Annotated in this window: 15 protein-coding genes; 12 read left to right on the top strand and 3 right to left on the bottom strand. The window is 43.1% G+C overall.

Annotated features, from left to right (window positions below; translation table 11 throughout):
- Positions 1-95: 95 nt before the first annotated feature.
- From D1614_RS19035 to D1614_RS19025, 3 genes are all read right to left on the bottom strand, one after another.
- Complete coding sequence (locus D1614_RS19035) at positions 96-1,148, bottom strand: glycoside hydrolase family 20 protein (protein WP_147384322.1); 1,053 nt, start codon at positions 1,146-1,148, stop codon at positions 96-98.
- A gap of 74 nt (positions 1,149-1,222) precedes the next feature.
- Complete coding sequence (locus D1614_RS19030) at positions 1,223-2,431, bottom strand: hypothetical protein (RefSeq protein WP_119439562.1); 1,209 nt, start codon at positions 2,429-2,431, stop codon at positions 1,223-1,225.
- A gap of 654 nt (positions 2,432-3,085) precedes the next feature.
- Positions 3,086-3,343: a hypothetical protein gene (locus D1614_RS19025; RefSeq protein ID WP_119439561.1), complete on the bottom strand. Its 258-nt coding sequence runs from the start codon at positions 3,341-3,343 to the stop codon at positions 3,086-3,088.
- Positions 3,344-4,200: 857 nt separating this feature from the next.
- On the opposite strand from D1614_RS19025, the gene D1614_RS19020 reads away from it, so the two are divergent.
- The 12 genes from D1614_RS19020 (at position 4,201) to D1614_RS18965 (ending at position 23,309) form a co-directional block, all read left to right on the top strand.
- Positions 4,201-7,317, top strand: coding sequence for a SusC/RagA family TonB-linked outer membrane protein (locus D1614_RS19020; protein ID WP_206610084.1), 3,117 nt, complete (start codon positions 4,201-4,203; stop codon positions 7,315-7,317).
- Positions 7,318-7,338: 21 nt separating this feature from the next.
- A complete protein-coding gene (locus tag D1614_RS19015) occupies positions 7,339-9,270 on the top strand; it encodes a RagB/SusD family nutrient uptake outer membrane protein (RefSeq protein WP_119439559.1) in 1,932 nt (643 codons plus the stop codon).
- Positions 9,271-9,297: 27 nt separating this feature from the next.
- Complete coding sequence (locus D1614_RS19010) at positions 9,298-10,479, top strand: DUF5000 domain-containing lipoprotein (protein WP_194086716.1); 1,182 nt, start codon at positions 9,298-9,300, stop codon at positions 10,477-10,479.
- Between the two features lie 98 nt (positions 10,480-10,577).
- Positions 10,578-11,705, top strand: a complete 1,128-nt coding sequence (locus D1614_RS19005) for a DUF4998 domain-containing protein (protein ID WP_162304567.1) — start codon at positions 10,578-10,580, stop codon at positions 11,703-11,705.
- Between the two features lie 613 nt (positions 11,706-12,318).
- Positions 12,319-13,590 carry a sialidase family protein gene (locus tag D1614_RS19000; protein WP_119439556.1) on the top strand — a complete coding sequence of 424 codons (1,272 nt, stop codon included), beginning with the start codon at positions 12,319-12,321 and terminating at the stop codon, positions 13,588-13,590.
- A gap of 110 nt (positions 13,591-13,700) precedes the next feature.
- Entirely contained in the window at positions 13,701-15,086 is a 1,386-nt protein-coding gene (locus tag D1614_RS18995) for a DegT/DnrJ/EryC1/StrS family aminotransferase (RefSeq protein ID WP_119439555.1), read from the top strand.
- 2 nt (positions 15,087-15,088) lie between these two features.
- Positions 15,089-16,447: a neutral/alkaline non-lysosomal ceramidase N-terminal domain-containing protein gene (locus D1614_RS18990; protein ID WP_119439554.1), complete on the top strand. Its 1,359-nt coding sequence runs from the start codon at positions 15,089-15,091 to the stop codon at positions 16,445-16,447.
- Between the two features lie 38 nt (positions 16,448-16,485).
- Entirely contained in the window at positions 16,486-17,862 is a 1,377-nt protein-coding gene (locus D1614_RS18985; protein WP_206610083.1) for a ligand-binding sensor domain-containing protein, read from the top strand.
- A gap of 9 nt (positions 17,863-17,871) precedes the next feature.
- Complete coding sequence (locus D1614_RS18980) at positions 17,872-18,912, top strand: Gfo/Idh/MocA family protein (protein WP_119439553.1); 1,041 nt, start codon at positions 17,872-17,874, stop codon at positions 18,910-18,912.
- A 73-nt stretch (positions 18,913-18,985) separates the two neighbouring features.
- Positions 18,986-20,341, top strand: a complete 1,356-nt coding sequence (locus D1614_RS18975; protein ID WP_119439552.1) for a DegT/DnrJ/EryC1/StrS family aminotransferase — start codon at positions 18,986-18,988, stop codon at positions 20,339-20,341.
- Positions 20,310-21,743 carry a hypothetical protein gene (locus D1614_RS18970; protein ID WP_206610082.1) on the top strand — a complete coding sequence of 478 codons (1,434 nt, stop codon included), beginning with the start codon at positions 20,310-20,312 and terminating at the stop codon, positions 21,741-21,743. The genes D1614_RS18975 and D1614_RS18970 overlap by 32 nt, the downstream gene beginning before the upstream one ends.
- A 57-nt stretch (positions 21,744-21,800) precedes the next feature.
- A complete protein-coding gene (locus D1614_RS18965) occupies positions 21,801-23,309 on the top strand; it encodes a glycoside 3-dehydrogenase (protein WP_119439551.1) in 1,509 nt (502 codons plus the stop codon).
- Positions 23,310-23,340 lie beyond the last annotated feature (31 nt).

Genomic DNA, 23,340 nt, shown 5'->3' with positions numbered 1-23,340 from the left:
ATCACTGATGCCCGGGAGAAAACTGAGAGGTGAAGTCTAAACATGGGGTCTGAAAAGATCTTCCCCGGACACCAGTGATTTAGAACAATTGCCGATTAAAACTTTTTCATTGCCCTCTCGATTTGAGCGATGGCTTCTTTATGCCTGTCGAGACAAGGTGACATCGTAGGCCGCCAGGCAGCTGTCATAAAACCATACAACCTGGAAGGATCTATCACCTTTCTACAATAATCCACAGTTGCTTCCATGTTTTCATCATTGTAATGATTACTGCCTGTCGGTACCTGATCATAACCATGCGCTTCCAAATCATTGTATAGCTTCACATAACTTTTCGTTTTTTCCTCTTCCAAGCTTGCCCCGTAATACCAGTTACTCTGAAGTACGGATTTTGGCATTTTCTTAAAAAAGCGTTCAGGATGATGCCAGGCATAATCCGACCATATCCACGAACGCACCCCCTTCTTCTCGACTTCTCCTATATAGAAATAGAGATCTCCCCACCAAAGATCATTCTGACGTACAGTAACATGATCGAACCGTCCCTGGTAATCAGGCGTCTCCTCATCCATTCCCAAGTGAAAGAAACGAGGATAATCAAATAACTCTATTACCTCGCCGATAAGATTGCGGCATACCTCATAATATTTACTCGTTGAGACCATTCGAGAATATTCCCCCATCCACACATCGTGAGTAGTTGCAAAATTAAGCTTCGGGATAGGCTCCAGACCCAACTTTCTTATTTTAACCAGTTCTGATCTTAGCTTTTCCGTTGTCCAGGCATTTTTTACAGCAATTTCAGGATGGCTTTCATATTTAACTGCATCTCCAAGATCTATGATAACCATATTCATTCCAACAGCCGCCATCTCGGTTAACAATGCGTCCCATACGGCATCATCAAAAGTAAGGGACGACCTGTAAGGATGTGCCCACTCCCGAGCTTCCTGACAGGTAGTGCACTTATAATTTTCATCCTTGTATTTCAACGAAACATTGTCTTCCCACATGTTATAACTCAGATGTAACAGGTTCGCCCATATTTTGTCCTGGGGCGAGTTTTGCTGCGCTAAAAGAAAAGATGGTAAGCTGCTAGCAACACCTGCAGCAGCCATTTGCTTGATAAAATTTCTGCGATTTGACATTTGATTTAGTTTTTATTTGTGATTAATCAGTTTTTATGGTATTTATTTATGTAGGCAGGTGAATTTAAAAGTTTTTATGCCGGCGCCCCCAAAAATCCGTCGTTCCAAAAAACAGGTTTGTAGCCGTGCTCTGTAGCCCATCCAATAGCCCTGTCGAGCCTGTCGAAATGATCAGGAATATAATTAGCATAAAAAGGCCAGAAATATTGTTCATGGGTCATCAAATCCAAAACTTCAGCACTATGTGGCTGTTCAAGCAAGGGTTCAAGCGAAGGGACAATTTCTTCGATTGGAGTGATATTACCCACTAAATGAATTTTAGAGAACACAATGCCACTATCAAAATCTTTCAGTTGATGATTGCGGGAGAGATATTCCGATCGTACTGCATCCAATTCGTGATTGACATCCCATTCCCCATTCTCTCTTTGAAAGAAATAACCGCGTAGTACTTTCACGTTTCTTTCAGCCATCGCCCCATAGGCCTGAGGCGGCATCATACCCCAATGAACAATAGTGGGAGGAGTATAGGTTTCTTCGCCGGCAAAGCGGATAATCTGTTCTCTCACCTCATCCAAATCACCGATTAATTTCTGCACCGGAGCATCCCTGTACGGATAATCAGGAAGATTGGCCCTGGCATGAAAAGTAAGCTTGAGCCAATCGGCATTGTCTCTCCATTCACCTTTGTAGCGATCGGAAAACTGCGACAGGGTAAACTCGGATGATTTTGTATATTCCAAACCATCAGAATAAAAGATATTCAACAGAACTTTTGTTCCATATTTCTGATGAAGTTTCCGCAATCCTTCCAGGTAAAAATTATCGAACAGTGAACGATATCTTTTTTGAGCGATATCACGAAAAAAGAATATGTTATCATCTATTTCAAACCCATACCGGGGGAATGAATTTTTATCCCATACCACTTTTACTGTATGTTTGTTATTCCCATACAATCCATCAGAAGTAGCCGTAATCTCAGATTCAGTGTTGCGCAGAATCACATCGGCCATAAATTTATTTTTCTCGCGCCGTGCCTCAACTCCATTTACCGTAACCTTACTATCCAAAGGAGCCTCTCCCTGCACACTCACCTTCAACCCTCCCTCAACTTGCTCACCATGCCGAACGTTTAAAACAGCACCATGGAACGGTTTTTCAATTTTTATCACTCCCGGCAAAGTTGCCGAAGCACCATGACTGCCGTGAACTCCACATAAAACAATTCCACCTGTTACAGCTGTAGCATTCTGAAAAAACCTACGACGACTTAGTTTCATATTACTTAATTATAAAGGTTTATTATAAAGATCTTTCTTACGAACTACTGCATGCAACCATTCATCCCTATTTCACCTGCAAACTGTTTTTGCCAACATCGTCTGCTCTGTTCATCCTTTTTATAACTCCACTTTGGGTAGCGCCTGTACCAATTAACTCATCTCCGAAAAAATGCGCGTAATTGCAGCATTTTAACCAACAACCAGTTTATATTTTTCATATTCATCACCGGATTGCAAAAGCAACCATAACCCCAGCCGCAGATAGCGATCATGACTCTCAAATCACAAATCCTTCATCGGGAATTCTATTTTTCCTTCCCTTTTTCATCTACACACCAACCCTACAGTCTTGTCCACATTGTATAATATCATTTTTACCTGACCCCAGATTATTGCAACACAAAAGACACATTAGCTACTATTTGAAATCTTGTATCTTAAATGGGCGATATACTCGGTGCAAACAAACCATAGAAATATGTGCACAAAAACACGCACGTAGCCTCCTCTGTCTTTCTTCAAGACATTAGTTATACAACCTTAACATATTATATTAAATCACTTTACGTTTGAACAAATCTTGTCCACCAAGTCCATGACCTCACTCTCTTCAAAACACACTCCACTCAAAGACACAACAGTACACATACCTCACAATAAGCTCCAAATCACCCCGAAAATACAACAAACACTCAATATTTCAAACAAACGTTTGCGTAATATTTTGTATACTCCTACAAATTCAACAAACAATAACCAACTTCTCTTAAAAGACAAATACACAGCATTTGCTTTTCCTCTAATCACCTCACCATTTTTATTTAAACTGCTACTACCAATCTTCACAACTAACACCACTTTGTTTTCAATTTTCACTACAGCAAACAACCACACTAAAAACTCAAACACTTTCGATCATTATCAAACAAAAAATCCAAACCAGTCGCAAACTAAATCCACACACCTCTTCCTACAACACAACCAACCAAAGCAACCCCACAAAAAAAGACTATCCACTCAACTCAAGACCAAATCACAACACTGTCAAGTCAAGTAGAAACCCGAAGTCAACAAAAAAATTCTACCCGTCATACCAACACAATAAAACATCAATATCAAATACACAAAAACCAACACACATCCAATAAACTTTGCCAAAAAAACACAACACCAACCAACGCCTAAGAAAAGAGATCTTGTAAATTCTGTCCTATTTTTTCATAAACTACCGACACTCCACCCTCCAAAGACCACAAAATTAGATCGCAATAGCAAACAGAATTCACCTACACACCAAAAGGCAGTCGCAAGAATCGACAACAAACGCGACAACACAAAAAGATGCATTAAAACAATCCTAAACCACGATAAAGACTAAACAAGAATGATTATATTTGATTAATTTTGAATAAATAACACAAATAGCTATATGACAAATACTTAAACACAAATAAAACACAAATACACCCAAAAAAACAAATTTTCTATCACAAAAAAAGTAAAAATTGCTTGCTAAAAATTATATTAATGACTAGTTTTGAACGATTCAATCATAAAACCGATATAAATTCACTCCAAGGAAGAAAAAAAATAACTAACTAATAAAAATTATATTTCAATACACAACAAAGTAAAAACACATAACAATCAACCAGGAAGCCCCCAGCACACAAACAATCAAGAGAGAACCAATGCTAAATCAATAATATATGAAAAGAAACATCAGGATTCCAATTTTCAAGTTGCTGCATATAAAATGCTGCACAATGTTTATTGTCGCGATTCTTTTGGTCGGACAAAAGAATGCATTCTCGACCCCCTTCGATTTCTGGACAAATTCGAATGTAAGTCAACAAAATGAAAAAGAAGTAATGGGGGTTGTATCCGACGAAAAGGGGATTCCCATTCCCGGAGTTACCGTAACCGTAGCCGGAGTTACCCGGGGGGTTATTACTGACCTGGACGGAAAGTACTCGATAAAAGTTGCTTCTGTCGACAAGCTATTATTTTCATTCGTGGGACTAGAATCTCAGACGATCGATGTTGGAGAGCAAACAGTGATCAATGTGACCATGAAAGAAAAAGTTGATGAATTATCAGAGGTTACGATCGTAGCCTTTGGAAAACAAAGAAAGGAAAGTGTTATTTCCTCTATTTCTACCATCAAAACCGAAGAACTAAAAGTACCTAGCAGCAACCTAACCACTGCTCTGGCAGGGAGAATGGCTGGTTTAATTTCTTACCAGCGTAGTGGAGAACCCGGAGACGACACTGCCGATTTCTTTATTCGTGGTGTTACCAGTTTTGGTTATACTGCCAGCCCTCTTATCTTGCTAGACGGCATAGAAGTTACCTCTAGTGACTTATCCCGGGTTCAACCAGACGATATTGAGAGTTTCTCTATTATGAAAGATGCCACTGCAACATCGCTTTATGGAGCACGCGGAGCCAATGGAGTCATTTTAGTCACAACTAAACAAGGAAAAGAAGGAAAAGCCAGGGTAACAATACGTTATGAAGAATCGATATCGGCTCCTACCAAGGAAATTAAACTCGCCGACCCGATAACTTACATGAAGCTACATAATGAAGCGGTGATTACACGCGACCCACTTGGGCTTTTGCCTTATTCGCAAGAAAAAATCGAAAATACCGAAAAGGGCGTTCATCCTTTACTCTACCCTGCGACTGATTGGTACAACATGTTGTTTAAAAACTTTACAACCAACCGACGCCTTAATTTTAATATTAGCGGAGGGGGAAAAGTTGCTCGTTACTATTTAGCCGGAACTTTTAACCGGGATAATGGTATTCTGGAAGTTGATAAAAAGAATAACTTCAATAACAATATCAAGCTCAATAGAACTTTGTTGCGCTCGAACGTCAATATCAATGTAACAAACACGACAGAGGTTGTTGTACGTTTGTACGGTACATTTGATGATTATTCGGGACCTCTGGATAGTGGTACCGATTTATACAACAAGGTAATGCGAACAAATCCTGTTTTGTTTCCTGCATATTATGAGCCGGATGAAATGAATAAAACAACTGATCATATTCTTTTCGGGAACACAGTTGACGGAAACTACCTGAACCCTTATGCTGACATGGTAAAAGGATACAAGGAGTACACAAACTCAACCATGATCGCACAATTTGAAGCTCATCAAGATCTCAACTTTATTGCAGATGGACTAAAAGCCAGAGGCCTGATGAGTACAACGCGTTATTCTCATTTTGACGTGAGCCGCTATTATAAGCCATTCTATTATACGGTTGGCAGCTATGATAAGAGTACCGGGGAATATATACTGGGGGCTGTAAATCCTGAATCAGGACAAGAGCACCTCGATTACTACGAAGGAGCCAAGGTTATTACCTCGAACACATACATGGAAGGTGCCATCAATTACGAACATGAGTCTTCAAGTGATCATTCGGTTAGTGGGATGCTTGTAGCTTATCTGCGGAACCGTCTGGAAGGGAATGCCGGTTCGTTGCAGCAGTCGCTGGCTTTCCGCAATATGGGTATTTCAGGGCGTGGAACATATGCTTACAAACAGCGGTATTTTTTAGAGGCCAACTTTGGATACAATGGCTCTGAAAGGTTCTCAAAAGAACACCGGTTTGGGTTCTTCCCTTCCGTTGGTCTGGGATGGGTTGTATCGAAAGAAAACTTTTGGGCAGGAAATCTGAAAGAGATAATCCCAATGTTCAAATTGAAATTTACCGAAGGGTTAGTAGGGAATGATGCTATTGGTTCTCCATCTGACAGGTTTTTCTACCTTTCAGAAGTAAATATGAACACGAGTTCGAACAGATATATCTTCGGCTCAGAATTTAATTACTACAAAAATGGGATTAGTATTTCCAGGTACGAGAATCCGGACATTACATGGGAAACAGCCAGAAAAACCAATCTTGGTTTTGAAATGAATCTCTTGGAAATGATTGATGTTGTCTTTGATGTGTATCAGGAACATCGTACAAACATCCTGATGAACAGAAGTCACATCCCCTCAACCCTGGGTTTGCAGGCAGCTTCTAAAGCAAATACAGGAGAAGCAAAAGGACGAGGAATTGATTTCTCAATGGACTTAAACAAACATTTTTCAAATGACTTTTGGCTGTCCGGACGTTTTAACTTTACATATGCAACCAGCGAATTTCTTGTTTACGACGAACCAATTTACGAAGACACTCCGTGGAAATCGAAGATAGGATATTCATTGGGACAGCAATGGGGCTATGTGGCAGAAAGACTATTTGTTGATGAATACGAAATAAAGAACTCACCTACTCAATTTAGTGATGCAATGGCTGGAGACATCAAATACAAAGACATTGATGGCAATGGCTCAATCAATGAATTAGACATGGTACCGATTGGCTATCCTACAACTCCTGAAGTTGTTTATGGCTTCGGACTATCTACTGGATACAAAAATATTGATTTCTCATTTTTCTTCCAGGGATTAGCTCGTGAGTCGTTCTGGATTGATACAAAAAAAACTGCACCTTTTGTTAACGAGCAACAGCTTCTAAAAGTTTATGCCGATGATTACTGGTCAGAAAGCAATCGAAATCTCTATGCTTTGTGGCCTCGTTTGTCGCCGGTAATCAACTCAAACAACAGTGTACTAAGCACATGGTTTATGCAAGATGGCGGCTTCTTGCGATTGAAGAATGTAGAACTTGGTTTTACTTTGCCAAACACCTTAACAAAAAAAGCAGGAATCGAAAAACTTCGATTGTACTCAAGTGGGACCAACCTCCTTACGTTTAGTAAATTCAAGTTATGGGATCCTGAAATGGCAGGAAATGGATTAGGATATCCTATTCAGAGAGTAGTCAATTTTGGCGTCCAAGTCTCATTCTAAACAACTCAAAACATTACCTTTATGAAAAGAAGTATTTTTATAATTATAATTTCTTCAATAATGATTGCGACCTCGTGTGGCGATTATTTGGATATTGTCCCCGACAACGTGGCAACATTGGATTATGCCTTTAAAGACCGAGTAAGAGCGGAACAATATCTCGCTACTTGTTACTCGTATATGCCCAGACATGGCTTGTGCGAATCTCCCGGACGTTTTGATGATTTTGCAACAACCTACGGTAATCAAAACTGGGCCGGTTTTCAATTAGGTTGGACCGTCTTGAAAGAGGGTAATAATGTCAACTCCCCAATTATCAACTACTGGGATGGATTGCGTCTATGGGGCGGCAAAAGCCTCTGGAAGGGCATCCGTGATTGCAATATATTTATCGAACGACTTGACGAAGTCCGGGATCTGGAATCGTACGAAAAACCAGTATGGATTGCTGAAGTTAAATGCTTAAAAGCATATTACCATTACTTCCTGATGCAGATGTATGGCCCCATCCCAATTGTTAAAGAAAACCTACCTATTTCCGCATCCAAAGAAGAAATAATGGTTTACAGAGAGCCCGTTGATGATGTTGTTGAATACATTGTTCAATTACTGGATGAAGCAACGCCCGATTTGCCGTTAAAAATCGACAACCCAATTGCAGAACAAGGCCGCTTTACTCAGGCAATAGCACTTGCCCTGAAAGCAAAAGTTTTGGTTACTGCTGCCAGTCCGCTGTTTAACGGAAACAAGGATTACACATCGTTTAAAGATCATCTGGGAAGAAACTTTATCAATCCCGTTGAAGACCCGGCAAAATGGCAAAGAGCAATGGTCGCTTGTAAAAATGCCATTGATACATGCCATGCTGCCGGTCATGCATTATTTGAATTCAGAGATGTATCATTGAACTTGTCGGAACAAACCAGGCTTATTGCACAGGTGGGGCAAATTGTTACCGACAAATGGAACAGCGAACATATTTGGGGTTATTCAGGACAGGGAACAGACTCATATGGCCGAAATGTTGGTTCGTATAACATTGGTTGGTACAATGATGTGTATTCGATGCCAGCACTTGACGCTTTGCATATTCCGGTAAGAGTAGGTGTTTATGTTCCGACCATGAAGGCTGTTGAATGTTTTTATTCAAAAAATGGTGTCCCGATAGAGGAAGATGTCACTTACGATTATGCCAATCGTTATGATTTAACAGTAACCACCGAAGAAGACAAATTATTGGTTCAGCCCAATGTATTAACGGCCCAACTTCATTTAAACAGAGAGCCTCGTTTTTACGGCAGCATCGGCTTTGATAAAGGTTGGTGGTATGGCGTGGGACGTTACGACGAAAATCAGCAGTGGCCAATCAATGCCAAAGCCGGAGAAATTTCAGGACCGATAGGTATTGAGCGTTATTCCCTCACCTCTTTCTACATCAAAAAGCTATCTAACTTTTACGGGGTTTATAATCAAACAGTCTATGTAAACAAAGCATGGGAGTGGCCAATTATTCGTTTGGCTGATTTATATCTTCTGTATGCAGAAGCTCTCAACGAAACCTTGGCCAGTCCGAATCAGGAAGTATATCAATATATCGACATTATTCGGGAAAGAGCAGGCTTGAAAGGAGTGGTAGAATCGTGGAGTAATTATTCCAGGTTTTCTCAGAAATATACAACCCAGGAGGGTATGAGAGAAATTATTCAACGCGAAAGAAGTATTGAGCTGGCCTTTGAAGAACAGCGATATTGGGATCTTCGGCGCTGGGGACGAGCTCCTCAGGAATTGAATACAACAATACAGGGTTGGTATTACTTAGGAGAGAATAACAGCGATTTTTATCATGTTACTTCGTACATGGATATGAATTATACCCGCAAAGATATCTTTTGGCCGATCAGACAATATAACCTGTCAGTGAATACAAACCTTGTACAAAATCCCGGTTGGTAATTTGTCAAAAACTTAAAAATAAGAATGATGAAAAGTAAAATATTCATATTACTATTTGCGATTTGCTTTATCTGGTCTTGCGAAGAAGAGGAAAGAGGGCAATACCCATTGGATAGCATTCCTCCCAAGCAAATTGCAAATCCTCAAGTGGAGAATATTGCCGGAGGCGCAATCATTTCCTACGCGATTCCCGACGACGATGACCTCCTATATATAAAAGTAACCTATCAGCTCGATAATGGTACCATAATGGAACAAAAAGCTTCGGCCTATACAAACAGAATAAGGATTGAAGGACTAGGGCAGTCAAAATCACAAACAGTTTCTCTTGTGTGCGGCGACCGAAGCAAAAATGAATCACAACCGGTTGAGGTGGAAATTCATCCAAAAGAAGCTCCTATTTTTGGAATATTGGAATCGGTAAATATTGCCAATGATTTTGGAGGAGTTTTTATCACATGGGACAATCCAACGAATGCTGATGTTGTATTATCCATTGCAAGCTGGAATACGACAGAGGCCAAATACGAAGAGATCGAGAACTTTTACACCAATGCAGGAACGGGCAAAGGCAATATCAGAGGACTGAATGCTGAGGAGATTATTCTTGCAGTATACTTGCGCGACAAATGGGGAAACCATACAGATACGATCAGTGGAACCTATTTACCACTCTTTGAAGAAGAGCTGGATAAAGCCAGATTTGCAAGATGGAATCCACCAGGCATAGCATATGCAAACTACGGTTATTGGGAGATTGAAAACATGTGGGACGGACAAGGTGCTTTAATCAGTCCCGGATTTATGGGCTCTACATCGGTCACACTTCCTACTAGTTTTACTTTTGACATGGGCCAGTTGGCCAAACTAAGCCGCCTCAAATTATACCAACGCTGTAATGCAAGTCAAACCTATACTGCCGGAAATTTAAGGCATTTCAAAGTATATGGCTCTGACCACCCGGGAGTAAGCGACGATCTTTCCACATGGGTATTATTAGGAGAGTTCGACTCCTACAAACCTTCTGGCTTACCCCTTGGACAGATTACAGACGAAGATCAGGCTTTTGCCGTTGCAGGAGAAGATTTCAACATGCCAATCGGTACTCCAGCTGTAAGATACCTCCGTTTTGATGTGCTCAAAACATGGGGAGGAGCCAATAACTTTGTCATTATGGAGATAGATGCATTTGGCAATATAATGAACTAATTCTTTTACAAGAAAAATTTTAAAAAATGAAATCAAAATATTTAATTGAATCCATTTTATTAGTAATCGTAGGATTGTTCTTTAGTTACTGCTCAAAGATGAACGATCTTCATGACCAGTATCTTGAAGAAGGAGAGAAGATTTATGTTGGGCAACCCGATTCTGCAAAAGTACTGCCCGGTGTTGGTCGTGCCATGATCCACTATTGGATTTCTGATCCCAAAGCAACAAAATTAATGGTATACTGGAATTCAGGAGAAGATTCAGTCCTTGTTGACATTCCAGGCTCACCGGGGACTAGTGCTAAGCAACTATTGATTTCCGATTTAGAAGAACGAATGTATTATTTCCAACTGGTAACCATGAATAGTGAACTAAAGAATCGATCAATTCCGATGGAAACTTCAGGTCATGTTTATGGTCCCAAGTTCCAGAAAACGCTTATTGAGAGGAATCTGAAATATGCTACGTTTCTGACACAAGACACGGTTTTCACCCAATGGGGCAGTATCCCGGAATACTACATGAAATCTGAAATTAAATACAAGAACAAGGCTGGAAATTATGTAACAAAATTCATCACGAGTGGAGAGTCTTCTCTTCTACTGGAAGGCTTTAGTGGAGAATTCGAATTCAGGACCTTGTATTTGCCCGAAGAAGAAGCTTACGATACCTTGTACTCCAATTTTATTTCCGTCAATCGTATTGATTCAAAAATGGATAATTCACTGATCACAAGATGGAACCCACCTGGAATCCCATATTTCGAACATAGTTCTTCTTATGGAATAGAAAAAATGTGGGATGACAATGTAGGAACATGGTATATTCAATCTGGGATTACATTGCCACATAGTTTCACGTTCGATCTGGGAGAAGAAGTTAAGCTTTCCCGAATAAAACAATGGCAACGCTTAACTGCCGGAGTCGTATACAGAAGTCAGGGAGTAAAGAAATTTGAAGTATGGGGAAGTACAACGCCTGATGTTAGTGACGATTTTTCGGAATGGACGGTATTAGGAGTTTACGAGTCGATTAAACCTTCTCGGCAGGATCTAGGCAAGGAAAGTCCAGAGGATCTTGAATATGCAGCAGCAGGAGAGGATTTTATGATTCTGAACAATACTACACCCGTACGTTATATCCGATATGTAGTAAAAGATACGTGGAATGGAGCTGTGCCTGTAACAATAGGCGAGCTGTCTTTCTTCAGCATTAACGATTAAGTCTATATCATTGTATATTGCAATGAAACTTTCGTTTTTGTATTGTTAAGTTTGATTTCGTGGTTTTCTTTTTGCGTGCAAAAGGAAAACCACTTTCAACTCTGAAAATCTTTTGCAAGCGCCGACTTGCTAATCAATAATAAATAAAGAACCTGTATGGAGACCAGAGTCCTCATTTTTTGTATCGAATTAAATACAAAAAGAAAAACGGTCTTTGTTGAATAAGAGCATTGTCTTCTTGCCCGTTCCTTGTAATTAGAAGTAGAGGAAAACCTGTTGTAAAATTGGATGTCAGGTTGGAAAGATACTTTAAATAGCTTGTAACCTTTAAAAAAAATTCACTAGAGAACAATCTGGAAACTTCGAGAAATAAAGACAGCTACAATCGCGCTAACCTTTTTGATCGAATCTATCAGGTGCCAAACAGACACCCAGATTAGCAGCAAAAAAAGGGCAAATTAGAATCAACTTTAAGATCGAAAATAAATAATGTGCGTTTAAAGTATTATAAGCGAATGTAAAAATTCGCATATTTTCTGGTAAAATAGCATGTTATGATAAATTTATATAAATTTACGCAAACGTTTGTTTGAATGTAGAGATCACAAGAAAAATGAAATATAGAATTCAAAAAACAATTAAGCTGAAATATGCATTAATGATCATTGCCGCATCACTTGTAGGCATCATATTTCTGGCATGTAAAGGCACTGAAGAGATCAGTGAGTCAGATGTGTTAGTAAGCATTCCCAAAGTGATTGATAAACAAATCTGGTTTATCAATGATCAATACAATGATGAATATCGCGCTATTCCTTCTGACCCCGGTTTTATCTATTGTCCAAATGTGCCGACCGTACCAAGCGTTCAACCTGTTCCATTCCCATGGGAAAAAGAAAATTTTTACAGTGGAAGCGGCAATTATATTACAGGTAATATTTTTGTTGAACCAGGAAAACCATGGGTTTTACAACTCGTTATTTCCACCCCGGGAAAGGGAGATACCTCAACAGGATCGCCCCAATATAAAACGTGGTATCGTGTCTCTAAAGATGGTGGAAAAACTTTCTCGGAGTTGAAGCTTGTGGTTGTCAAAGGACACGACACGATGAATCCAATAAAAGGAGTGAAAATTGGCAGAAATGGATTTAATATCGACTTTACAAGACCTATCGTCAAAGCGTCAAACGGAGAAATAATGGTACCTCTCAGTTTACATCCCTGGGACGAAGAGAATCAAAAAATTTATCTCCCTGTGGAAAATGCCTATCTGTTTGGAGATGCAGGCGTACTCGTTGGGAAATGGCTGCCCGATGGAAGCGATGTAACATGGGATTTCGGAGAATGGTTGCGTATCGACTACAACGTTTCAACCAGAGGCGTGTGTGAGGCAACCATTATAGAAACCAAAAAACCAGGAAAATTTGCAATGGTAGCCAGATGTTCAAATCTTGCCCGTCCCGAATTACCTGGATATGCCAGAGTTTCATTTTCTAACGATTACTGCAGGACATGGTCAGAACCAAAACCTCTTACTTATACCAACGGAGAAAATTTTTTCGTGCCAACGGCACACTCAACGCTTTTCAGATCCAGAAAGAGTGGCCGGGTATACTGGGTTGGAAACATAACCGAAACAAACCCTCAGGCAAGTCATCCCCGTTATCCATTGGTTATTGCAGAAGTAAATACAGAAAATTTTGGATTGATAAAAGAAAGTGTGGTAATGATTGATACCAGGCATGAACACGAAGACACAAAATTGCAGCTCTCTAACTTTAACATCATGGAAAATGTGGAAAAGGAAGAGATTATTATTGTTTGCAAACGGTACGGTGGAGGAAAGTATGCCAGCCATCCTTCTTGGTACAGGATTAAACTGTAGAAAAGAAAATCAATGAATACCTTGAAAAACAAGTGGATAAAATCGCTCTTTTTCAGGTATAAGTATGATAATAATAATCTGGACATTAAAGATTATAAACCTATTTTAATATGAAAAAGAACAATACACACACTCGGCGCGATTTTATTCTTCAGAACAGTTTGTTGGGAGCAGGAACTCTTCTTTTTCCTGGAGGAATAAGCAGTATTTGGGCTGGCAGTATTTCCAGTTCCCCTTCCCCAGCCCTTCTTGGAGGGCAGCCGGCATTGTCTTCTCCGTCTTGGCCTGCCTGGCCAATCTGGAAGCCGGAAACCGACGAGAAGCATTTGCTGGAAGTTATGCGCAGTGGTGTATGGTCACGAAACAAAGTAGTTGACCTGTTCGAGCAACGCTGGGCCGAAATTTGCGGAGCCAAACGCTGTCTGGCCGTTGTTAACGGCACCAATGCGCTGAATGCTTCGCTGGCCCAGCTCGAGATAGGTTGGGGAGACGAAGTGCTGGTTACTCCCTATACTTTTATTGCCTCAGTATCCAGTATCATGTTTAACGGGGCCATTCCCGTTTTTGTAGACGTAGACCCGGAAACTTTCCTGATGGATCCCGACAAAATTGAAGCACGAATAACCCCGCGTACCCGAGCCATCATGCCGGTGCACATCCTTGGGTTGCCCTGCGATATGGAACGAATCATGGCCATCGCAAAAAAACACAACCTGCTGGTAGTGGAAGATGCCTGTCAGGCATGGCTGGCCGAGATCAACCACCAGAAAGTGGGAACCTTCGGCAATGCCGGTTGTTTCAGTTTCCAGAATTCAAAAAACATGGCCATCGGTGAAGGTGGGGCCATCATCAGTAACGATGACCAGTTCATGGATCGCTGCTACTCGTTCCACAACTATGGCAACCCTTACGGCTCAGCGGCCGGAGAGGTTGGAGCCGGGACCGTAATGGTAGGTACCAAGTTGCGCATTACCGAGTACCAGGCAGCCATTGGCCTGGCCCAGCTCGCACGGCTGGAAGAACAGACCCAAACCCGCGGCGTTAACGCGGCTTATCTCGCCGATCAAATCAAGGACATACCGGGTATAAGCCCTTACCGTCTGCACAAGAATGCAACCCGGGCTGCCTTCCACCTGTTTCCTTTCCGTTACCAGCAGGAAGCATTTAAGGGACTCTCCCGCGAAGCGTTTATCAAGGCATTGCAGGCCGAAGGAGTACCCTGCTTGTCAGGATATTCGGAGCTGAACAAGATGCCTTTTCTGAAAAATGCATTCAAAAGCCGCCTTTTCCGGAAATTCTACTCCAGTGAACAGCTTGACTACGAGCGCTATGCTCACGAAAACCAATGCCCAATGAACGAGCAGCTTTGCAACCGGGAAGCGGTGTGGATCTCGCAAAATGTTTTGCTGGGCTCGAAAAACGACATGGACAACATTGCACTTGCCATCAGAAAAATATATGATAACGCTGACCAGATAAAAAAGGTAAACGAGTAATCATGAAGATCAATATTTTTTTCACGCTTACCGCTCTTCTGCTGCTCACCTTTTTGTATCCGGTAGCTGGACAACAAGCAGGTTCAGATTGGAAAGCCGGCGTTGCCAAGGTAAAAATTACCCCGCACCAGGATATGTGGATGGCCGGTTATGCATCCAGAACCTCTCCCTCGGAAGGGACTTTGCACGAGCTGTGGGCAAAAGCCTTGTTTCTGGAAGATGCAGCAGGCCAGCAGGTATTGTTGGTCACCGCTGATTTGTTGGGATTTCCCAAGACCCTATCCGACCAGATCAGGGATCGGTTGGAAGAGCAATGGGGGCTGTCCCGTTCGCAGATCATTTTGAACAGCTCGCACACTCATTCAGGCCCTGTGCTGGCCAACTCTTTGAGTGGGATTTATCCGCTGAATCAGGTTCAGCAGGAAAAGATTGATCAATATACTCATTGGCTGGAACAACAAATTTACAGCCTGTGCGAAAAAGCAGCCCGCTCGGTAAAGCCTGCACGGGTCTATGCCAGCAACGGTGTTGTGCGTTTCCAGGTGAACCGGAGGAACAACGATGAATCGCAGATTGCCCAATTGAGCGATCTGCAGGGCCCCAACGATTATACCGTACCGGTACTTAAAGTTGAAAATATGAAAGGACGGATTCAGGCTGTTGCTTTTGGCTATGCCTGTCATCCCACCGTTTTGAATGGGCAACAGTGGTCAGGCGATTATCCTGGCTTTGCCCAGATTGAGATTGAAAACAAGTACAAAGGAGCCACTGCCCTGTTTTTCCAGGGAGCCGGCGCCGACCATAATCCGATGCCCCGCCGCACGGTTCCCTTAGCCAAACAGTATGGACAGGAACTTGCTGCTGCAGTAGAGCGCGTGCTGCATGAAGACATGTATCTACTCAGGCCCGGCATTCAAACTGCTTACAGCGAGATAGAATTGGAATTCGACACTCCTCCAACCAAGGAATACCTGCTTGCTTTCAGAGATAAAAATGAGGGATTCATGAAAGCATGGGCCGAAGATATGCTAGGGTTGATAAACTCAGGAACTCCCTTTCCTACATCATACCCCTACCCTGTTCAGGTTTGGAAGCTGGGCGAGCAAACCATCGTTGCACTTGGAGGTGAGTTGCTAATCAACTACTCGGTTGGGCTAAAAAAAGCACTGGGCAATGAGCTGTTTGTGATGGGGTACTCCAACGATGTAATGGCCTATATCCCGGATGAGAAGGTTTTAAAAGAAGGACGCTATGAAGGCGAAGTATCGCAAATGGTTTACGGTCTACCTGCCCGGTGGAAAACCGGCATTGAGCAACAGATCACTGATGAAGTGATCAGGCTGGCAAAACAGTTAAAATGATCAAATAAAATAATTTATTAATAACCTAAGATTTATTTATGAGACCTACATTTATGATGGCTCTGCTGCTGGTTCTTCTCGCAGCAGGATGCACGGAAACAGGAAAAAGAGAGAACGAAAAAGCGACAGTGGGAGAAAAGAAACCCCTGGTAGCCAAACACTATTACTCGGGATTCCCGCTGGCCCACGACACATATAACACCATTACCGCAGCCAGTGACGGACGTATTTACTATTGCCTTTCTTCCCAATCAATCGATACCGGCGGACAGTATTACGTTTACGATCCAACTACTGATAAAATCGACCACCTGGGGGATATCACCGAACTTTGTGGTGAAGCCGGTTTGAAAACCATCTCGCAGGGAAAATCACATTGCAACTTCTACGAAAGCAAGGGAAAATTGTACATATCCACCCATGCCGGTTACTACCAAATGATCGATGGTATGGAGATGATGGTACAGGATCCGCCAGAAGGTTACAAACTCTACCCGGGAGGACACATACTTTCGTACGACCTGGCATCGGGCAAATGGGAAGACCTGGCCACAGCCCCCGATGGCGAAGCCTTCGTGACCATGACCATGGACACTGAGCGTGGACATATTTACGGTATTTCTTGGCCCTTCGGGTACTTCCTGCATTACGATGTGGCCAAGGACCAACTTAAAAACCTGGGAAAATTTTCGGCTAACGGAGAAGCAGGCAAACCAGGAGAAGACTACCGTGTATTGTGCCGTTCTATGGTAGTTGATCCGCGCGATGGAACCGTTTATTTTTCCACCTCGGAAGGAGACATCCTCTACTACAACCCCGGGGGTGAGCAGCAAATCAAGAAACTGGAAGGCATCGACCTGAAGCTGGACTATTTTGGTAAGTACGACCCCACTCGTCCGGGCAGCATGCAATACAACTGGAGACGTATCGTGTGGTACCCGCAGGAAAATGTAGCCTACGGGGTACATGGCAACTCGGGTTACCTGTTCCGATTCGATCCTAAGGTGCCCAAAATAGAGATCGTCGACCGCATCACTTCTGAACCATCCCGCAAAAGCGGTATGTTCGACCAGTTCAGCTATGGTTACCTGGGCTTCGACCTGGGACCCGACGGGCAAACCATCTACTACCTGACCGGCGGACCAATCTACATCGACGGCAAACGTGTAAAAGGAGTCGACGAGATTGCCATGGGTGCAGCCAAGGGATTGGAAAACCTCCACCTTATTACCTATCATATCCCAACAAGCACTTATACCGACCACGGCCCCATCTTTTATGAAGACGGAAACCGCCCAACCTACGTAAATTCCATCACCGTGGGACAGGATGGCAAAGTGTATACACTGGCCCGTTTCATGCACGAGGGAAAAGAAATCGAAGACTTGGTGATTATTCCCAATCCTTTTGAATAACAACATAAAATGACCAACAGAAGAAATTTTATCATCAATAGCGCTATTGCCGGAGCGGGAGTGGCCTTTGCCCCGGCAGCCCTGGCAAAGCCTTATTTCGCCGGAGAACTTTCCGGAAAAAAAGTTGGTATTATCGGACTTGATACATCTCACAGCATTGCCTTTACAAAAGCAATGAATACCGCTGAAAACTCTAATGATTTTTTGGGATATAAAGTTGTTGCAGCCTATCCGCAAGGTAGCCTTGATATAAAATCGAGTGTTGATACTATCGAAGGGTACACAAAGCAAATGAGAGAAATGGGGATTACCATAACCCGTTCGATCGATGAATTGCTGGACTTGGTTGACGTGGTCCTTCTTGAAACCAATGATGGTCGTCGACACTTGGAACAAGCAATTCCTGTTTTAAAATCGGGCAAACGTATGTTTATCGACAAACCCATGACTGCTTCTCTTGCTGATGCCATAACAATTTTTGATGCTGCCAACCATTACGGCGTTCCGGTATTCTCATCTTCTTCTCTCCGTTACATCCAAGGAATGGATGAAGTGCTAAACGGGGCAGTGGGGAAAGTGCTTGGTGCTGAAACATACAGTCCGGCACCGATGGAAAAAACACATCCCGATTTGTTTTGGTACGGAATTCATGGGGTTGAGCCTCTATTCACAGCCATGGGGACAGGCTGCAAAACAGTTACACGGGCCTATACTCCCGGTGCGGATGTGGTAACAGGAATCTGGCAAGACGGACGAATTGGGACATTCAGAGGAATCAGGAAAGGAGAGTCAGGGTATGGAGGTCGCATCTTCGGAGAAAAAGCGATTAAAACACTTGGGTCGTATAACGGCTACAATCCGCTGTTAAAAGAGATTGTAAAATATTTCGATACAGGGAAAGTACCGGTTCAACCTGTGGAGACTTTAGAGATTCTGGCTTTCATGGAGGCCGCAGACGTGAGTGTTAAAAACGGAGGAAAACCGGTGTCTGTTGACCTGATAATGGAGAAAGCAAGAAAGCAAAACAAAAAATATAAGTATCAGACATAACTCTTTTCTTTCATAAAAAAGTCACGCTTGTCTTTACTAATAAAAACAATAAACTTATCAAAATTAATCAAAAATGAAACCTAAAAACGTTACGAGAAGGAGCTTTGTTGGAACAGTTTCCGCCGGAGCAGTGGGAACTATAACCCTGGGAGGAATGCAGGCTTTTGGAGCTTCCGGTACCAGCAATAAATTAGCTATTCTGGGAGGAGAAGCTGTACGCGCGAATAAACCCTGGCCTGGTTGGCCATACGTAGACAAAAAAGTATTGGAGGAAATTGAAAAAACAACCCAAAGTGGTATCTGGTGTCGCATCCAATCCGCAACTGGAACAGTTGCTACCTTCGAAAAGGAGTATGCAAAGATGATGGGAGTTCCCCGCTGTATTGCAGTAGGCTCAGGCACACAAGCCCTTCATACGTCGGTAGAAGCTTTGGGCTTAGGCCCTGGCGACGAGGTAATCACCTCCCCTTATACCGATCCCGGAACCATCTCGGCCATCCTTTCCGCCAGAGCACTTCCTGTGCTGGGTGACATCGACCGTTATTCATTCCAGCTGGACCCTGATGATGTAGAACGACGTATTACCAAAAATACCAAGGCTATTATACCGGTACATATGATGGGACAACCCGCCGACCTGGATCGCTTTCTTCAGATAGCCAAGAAACACAATCTCTTTTTGATTGAAGATGCCTGTCAGGCTCATTTCGCAAAATTCCGCGGCAAGATGCTTGGATCGATAGGTGATGTAGGCTGCTTTAGCCATCAAACCTCGAAAGTAGTATCCTGTGGAGAGGGAGGTAGTATTATTAGCAACAATGAAGAACTGCTGGAACAATGTTACACGGTTCAAAACCACGGAACCTCGAAACAAGGCCGTACGGAAACCATCGGTCCCAAATACCGGATGAATGAGTTTGAAGGTGCCATCCTGTTAGGCCAGCTGCCAACAGCACTTGAAAGACATGTTCTTCGTAACAAAAATGCGAATTACCTGTCTTCCAAAATCAAGGATATTCCCGGGGTTACCCCTCAGAAATTGTACGATGGAACCGAAGAAGGATCGTTCTACCTGTACACGATGAATTATAACAAGGAAGTATACAATGGAATTCCGCGTGAGAAATACCTCAAGGCTCTTTCTGCGGAAGGAATTAATGTCAGCCCTTATATTACAAACGGTCTGCACAAGGAACCCTGGGTTGAGAATATTATGAACAGGAAAGAGTACAAGTACATGTACGGAGAAGATAGGCTGAAGCAATACAAAGAAGAAATGGCTTGCCCTGTTTGCGACTTAATTTGCGACGAAGAAATGCTAATGTTGTGGGCTTCGGGTCCGCTGTTGGGTACTCAGCAAGACATGGATGACATCATCAATGCAATGACAAAATTATATGAAAACCGGGATCAGCTTAAATCTGTTTAGCATCATTCGGAAGAAAGCAATCATTTGCAAACTTTTTATCTTCCTGTTCCTATTGGGGGGACATCTTGTATGTTTCCCGGGAACAGGAAGCCTGGCAGCTCAGGAAGGAGCGTCATCTGTATATGTATCTGCTTTCGATGTGGATGCAACTCCTCCTGTTGGCAGTCTGCTGACTTACGGTCCCATGATTAATTCGTGGGATCTAAGTCTCCGGGCACGGGGCGTGGTAATCCGGGGAAGTGATGATCCGATCGTTTTATGTGTTGTCGACTGGATCGGGATTGCCAACGGTGGTCAGGATGCTTTCAAACAAGCACTTGCCCATGCTGCAGGCACCACCCCTGAGAGAGTGGCAGTGCATACTCTGCACCAACACGACGCCCCGATTTGCGACTTCAGCGCCGAGCAGATCCTCCGCGATGCAAATATAGATCCCGGGTGTTTCGAAGGGAGTTTCGCCCGAGGGCTGATCCACAAGCTGGCACAATCAGTAAAGGAATCAATGCTGCATGCCAGAGCCGTTTCTCATATCAGTTTTGGAGAAGCCCCCGTTTACAAAGTGGCTTCCAACCGACGGATGCTTACCCCAGAAGGTAAAGTTTTCGCCATGCGGGGTTCATCCTGCAAAGATTCCCTGATGAGAGCCCAACCCGAAGGACTGATTGATCCCATGGTTTCGGTCATTGGTTTCTGGGACGGAGAAACTCCGGTAGCCGTTTTAAGCTTTTACGCCACGCATCCACAAAGTTATTACCTCACACAGGTACCTAATCCCGACTTTCCCGGCACGGCTCGTTTTTTGCGCCAGTTGGAAGTTCCGGATGCCATGCATGTGCATTTCAACGGGGCTGGAGGAAACATTGCAGCCGGAAAATACAACGACGGATCAAAAGAGAATCGTGGCATTCTGGCCCAAAGATTGGCTGACGGCATGAAGCGAGCCTGGGAAAACAGCGAACGGGTGGAAATATCGCCCAATCAGCTGAACTGGGAAGCCTACCCGGTTACTCTTCCTCCTGCCAGTACTCTGGACGAAATTGAAACCAAAATGCATGAGAAAGATCTACCGTTTAACTACCTGCCCAATTACATGGGCAAACTGGCCTGGTACAAACGAACACAGGCTGGGCATAAAATCGATCTGGGCTGTTTAAGCTTGGGGAAAGGACGCATCCTGTTTATGCCCGGCGAACTGTTTATTGAATACCAGCTCGCTGCCAAAAAGATGAAACCCGACTTGTTTGTTGCAATGGCAGCCTACGGCGATTACGGCCCCCTCTATATTGGTACCAAGGAAGCTTACCAACAGGAAGGTTACGAGATCCAAACAAGCTCGGTGACTCCCGAAGTTGAAGATGTTCTCTTAAACGGAATAAGAAAACTACTTAAAGTTTCGGAGTAAGTAAGAAGTGCAAATATTCGTTGGATTCTTCCTGATACATTTTTAAAACTACAAAACATGAAAAATATCAACAGAAGAAAATTTGTAAAGGTCTCTGCGTTGGCCGGGGCCGGTTTTTCAATCGTTCCAGGCAGCGTTCTGGGTAAACAATTTGGGCATGTGGCTCCCAGCGACAAGTTAAATATTGCCGGAATTGGAGTTGGAGGTATGGGACGCAACAATCTGCGCAACATGAGCGGTGAAAATATTGTTGCTCTTTGCGATGTCGACTGGGATTATGCAGCCAAAACATTCAGCGATTATCCCAAAGCTCAGCAATTCAAAGACTGGAGAGAAATGCTCGACAAAATGGGGAATTCCATCGATGCGGTAATGGTAGCTACCCCTGACCATACTCATGCCGGTGTAACAGCTCATGCCATTACTTTGGGTAAACATGTTTATACACAGAAACCATTGACTCACTCGGTTTATGAATCACGCTTACTTACCAGATTGGCTGAAAAATATGGCGTTGCGACCCAAATGGGAAACCAGGGAAATTCGGGCAACGATATTCGTCGCGTGTGTGAATGGATCTGGTCGGGAGCCATTGGCGAAGTGACTGAAGTACATGCCTGGACCGACCGCCCTGTATGGCCACAGGGATTACAACGACCAACTGAAAAGATGAAAGTTCCCAAAACGCTGGACTGGGATCTCTTCCTGGGGCCGGCAGCACACCGCCCCTATCATTCAGCCTATACTCCATGGAACTGGCGCGGCTGGTGGGATTTTGGTACCGGCGCATTAGGTGACATGGCTTGCCATGTTCTTGATCCGGTGTTCTGGGCACTCAAGTTGAAATACCCAAGTAAAGTAGAAGCTTCGTCTACGCTCATTAACACAGAAAGTGCTCCACATGCCGAGATTGTTGAATACACATTCCCGGCACGCACAAATTTACCCTATGTAGGTATGCCCGAAGTAAAAGTAACCTGGTACGATGGTGGCTTGCTACCCCGCCGCCCACTGGAATTGCTCGATGGTGAAATATTGGGAAAAGACATTGGTGGAGGACTCCTTTTTGTGGGAACCAAAGGAAAAATAATGACCAGTTATTACGGAATGAAACCCACCTTACTTCCCTATTCCAAAATGGATGATTTCAAAGAACCCGATCCTGTTATTCCTCGTATTCCAGGGGCTGATGAAGGTCCATGGAGCGGTGCCCACGAGCGCGACTGGATTCGAGCCTGTAAAGAACCTGCTGGTAGTAGAAAAGAAGCGAGTGCTAATTTCGCTTATGCCGGACCGTTCAATGAAATGGTAGTAATGGGTGTGCTGGCTGTTAGGTTACAAGATTTGAAACGAACTCTTAATTGGGATGGTGAAAACATGCGTTTTACCAATATCTCCGATTCTGACAAAATAAAAATCGTTTCTGTCGATAAATTTGAAGTTATCGATGGAGATCCACGCTTTAATCGACAGTTTGCAGAGTTTAATGCAAAAGACTTAGCAACTGAATGGGTAAAACATACCTACCGCAACGGATGGTCCTTACCCGAAATGCCACGAAGTTAGCCTTCTCTTTAATAATGTAGTTTAAAAAAGG

Origin of the sequence: Maribellus luteus (genome assembly GCF_003576475.1) — a bacterium.
Taxonomy (GTDB): Bacteria; Bacteroidota; Bacteroidia; order Bacteroidales; family Prolixibacteraceae; genus Draconibacterium; species Draconibacterium luteum.
Note: the sequence above shows the minus strand (reverse complement) of the source record. Positions and strands in the feature narration are given on the sequence as shown.